Source organism: Liquorilactobacillus uvarum DSM 19971 (genome assembly GCF_001434935.1).
Classification (GTDB): Bacteria; Bacillota; Bacilli; order Lactobacillales; family Lactobacillaceae; genus Liquorilactobacillus; species Liquorilactobacillus uvarum.
The window spans coordinates 1-1,104 of record NZ_AZEG01000097.1 but is presented as its reverse complement, the minus strand read 5'-3'; the positions used below and the strand labels follow the sequence as shown (position 1 = coordinate 1,104).

General features: G+C 41.8%; 1 protein-coding gene. It reads right to left on the bottom strand.

All coding sequences use genetic code 11. The annotated features are described in order from the left end of the window. Window positions 1-9: 9 nt before the first annotated feature. Window positions 10-999 (bottom strand): IS30 family transposase, encoded by a 990-nt coding sequence (locus tag FD20_RS12540; protein WP_057738934.1) that lies wholly within the window; start codon window positions 997-999, stop codon window positions 10-12. Between the last annotated feature and the right edge of the window lie 105 nt (window positions 1,000-1,104).

Below are 1,104 nucleotides of genomic sequence, written 5' to 3'. Positions count from 1 at the left end.
CTTGAATTGTCAAATTAAGTGCAACACTACATTAAAGAATATTTCATAAGGCGTTTTCCATCCGAGACATTTACGGGGACGATTATTCATTTGTTCTGCATATGCTTGTATCCGGCGGTCAGTAATTGAATCAAGGTCAGTTCCTTTTGGCAAATATTCGCGAAGCAAGCCGTTAGTATTTTCGTTAGTTCCTCGTTGCCAAGGAGAGTGAGGATCGGGAAAGTAGAAGGGTGTACCAAACTTATCAGTTAAACATTGAACTTTGGCAAACTCTTTACCCCTATCCGGGGTAATCGTTAACGATCTACCAGGCCATAGCTTCATTAAGTCGCTCAAAGTATCCGTGACTGCTTCTGAAGTTCTTTTAGCAGCTTTACCAATAAGCAGGTAACGAGATTTTCGGTCAACCAATGTAACGACACAAGCCTTTCCGCTTTTGCCTAACACGGTATCACCTTCCCAGTGACCAATTTCTACACGGTTGTCAGCTTCTCGCGGACGATCATGAATCTTGTTGGGGATTGGAATCTTGCCTCGCTTTTCTTGATAAGCTTTATTGTGGCGAGACTTGCCGTGATGCCTTAGATGGCGCACGGCACTAGAGCTGCCAGATTTAAACAAATTATCAAATAAGCCATTGAAAATCCCACGGTAAATAGTCGTGGTACTGATCTGCACCGGATACTTTTCGACTGCCAAACGATTCGATATTTCTTCCGGAGACCAAAGGTCTTCGCAGAAGTGTTCTCTCACCACTTCAAACACCTGAGGATTACTCAAAAGAGAGACTCTGCCACAATTGCCTTTGCGCTGTTTGTACTTCTCCTGAGCCTTCGAAGGTGAATAGGATCTACCAGTAGAATTACGGCTTAATTCTCGAGAAATGGTTGAGTAACTTTTCTTGATATGGCTGGCAATCTCACGAAGTGAGTTTCCATGATTCCTCATTAAAAAGATAGTTTCCCGTTCATCTATGGTAATATGCTTGTAGTGGTCCATGGCTAAATTCCTTTCATGATTGTTTTCGCAAACATCATTTTACAGAAATTTGGCCATGGGCCATTCTTTATTTAATTAGTGTTGCACTTAAAGTGTAAATTCAAG

Excerpts from the sequence above, each read along its gene's own strand:
- FD20_RS12540 (WP_057738934.1), bottom strand. The coding sequence starts at position 999 with ATGGACCACTACAAGCATATTACCATAGATGAACGGGAAACTATCTTT.